This window comes from Pseudomonas sp. MF06569 (genome assembly GCF_059862735.1).
This window is the reverse complement of record NZ_JCBCUZ010000074.1, coordinates 1-1,580: the sequence shown is the minus strand read 5'-3', so window position 1 is coordinate 1,580 and position 1,580 is coordinate 1. Positions and strand designations below refer to the sequence as shown.

The window sequence follows — 1,580 nt, the reverse complement described above, 5'->3', positions numbered from 1 at the left end:
AGCACGAGGTCGGCAGCCTCGCGTTTGAATTCAGCGGAAAAGGTACGGCGTTGTTTGGTCATCTGACACCTCGATCTGGCGAGTATTCTCGCCTAAAAGGGTGTCCGGTTTCATTAGACCACTACACGCTACGGCCGCTACCGCCACTGAATAATGCTGAGAGGAGTGGAATTAACATGGTGATATTCCTGTGGTTGGTTATTTTATGGGAGTGTTAAAACATGATCTTGTTTGTAGGGGTGGTGCTGTTGAGAGGAGAGGTCGCAGTTGTTACCGCGGTGTTTAACGTGTCTTTCGCAAGGCCGCCGAGCGTATCAATAACCTTGTTGACGACCGGTAATAGGATGGGTGCCAATAGGGGGAGTAGAGGTAGCATATGTATTCCTCTGGAGACCGATATTAATATTGAACCGGGAGGCTGGTTCGTTGTTTGAGTGACGTTATTAAGTCGCTCAGTTCCAGTTTGTTGACGTCAGGATATTTCCAGTTGTTTCATTCGATGGTAAAGCGTACGTTTCGCAACGCCTAACTCAAGTACCACAGCATCCAAGCTATATAGGTGACGTCGCAGGGAATCTTGAATGATTAGTTTTTCGATTTGCTGCAAACGAAGTTTCAAGCTTTTTTCGTCATTGTTATTGACCCCTGAACATGTCAAAAGTGGGGGTAAACCCAGTACCAGCCGCTTGGCAACGGATCTCAATTCCCGGACATTACCAGGCCAGTCATGGCAAATAACACGTTGAAGCAGTGAAGTGCTGGGCACTGGTATAGATGAGTTGAAGTAATTAGCTTCGCGCTGAATCAAGTTAAGGAACAAGGGAATAATGTGTTCGCGTCGCTCGCGTAAAGGCGGTAAATGCAGGCTTACTACATTAAGACGGTAATACAGGTCTCGTCTGAAACGACCTTGTTCCACCATTTCTGATAAAGAAGATTGAGCCGAGGCAATGACGCGCATGTCCACGGGTATGGACCTTGTCGATCCTAGCCGTTCGACTCCACGCGTCTCCAGTACACGCAATAATTTGGCCTGCAGGATAAGCGGCATACTGTCTATCTCATCGAGATACAGCGTGCCCATATCGGAGGCTTCAATAAAGCCCGCCCGTGATTGCATGGCACCGGTAAATGCGCCGTGGGTGACGCCGAACAACTGGCTCTCAGCCAGGCTCTCGGGGATGGCCGCGCAGTTTATTGCAATGTAATGACCTCGACGTCCGGATAAAGAATGTAGCCGCTCTGCCAGCGTGTCCTTGCCGGTGCCGGTTTCACCATAGAGTAAAATATCTATGTTGAGTGTTGCAGTACTGTTGATGGTGGCGTCAAGTTCGGGGTCTTCGAATTGATAGGCTTGATAATGTTCGTCTCTCGAATGGGAAGACGCCATTGAGTTTGCTCCCGCTTTATTTCTTTTTTGGGAAGGCTGTGTTTTACGGCCAACCCGGATAGACAGGGCGGCCGCGAAAACTGAGTGCAACACCTGACCTTTCCGGTACGGTGCTGCCCCTATGTCCTATTCCGAACTCAGCGTTGAAGAGCGCGCGATCATTCAGCTCAGTCAAGCTCAAGGCTTCACC

General features: G+C 49.5%; 2 protein-coding genes. One reads left to right on the top strand and one right to left on the bottom strand.

The window, feature by feature from the left end:
• A partial coding sequence (locus tag AC19YQ_RS24925) for a hypothetical protein (protein WP_500596185.1) occupies nt 1-218 on the top strand: 218 nt, incomplete at its 5' end.
• A gap of 254 nt (nt 219-472) precedes the next feature.
• On the opposite strand, the gene AC19YQ_RS24920 is transcribed toward AC19YQ_RS24925, so the two are convergent.
• Nucleotides 473-1,390 (bottom strand): sigma 54-interacting transcriptional regulator, encoded by a 918-nt coding sequence (locus AC19YQ_RS24920; RefSeq protein ID WP_133076415.1) that lies wholly within the window; start codon nt 1,388-1,390, stop codon nt 473-475.
• Nucleotides 1,391-1,580 lie beyond the last annotated feature (190 nt).

Excerpts from the sequence above, each read along its gene's own strand:
- AC19YQ_RS24920 (WP_133076415.1), bottom strand. The coding sequence starts at position 1,390 with ATGGCGTCTTCCCATTCGAGAGACGAACATTATCAAGCCTATCAATTC.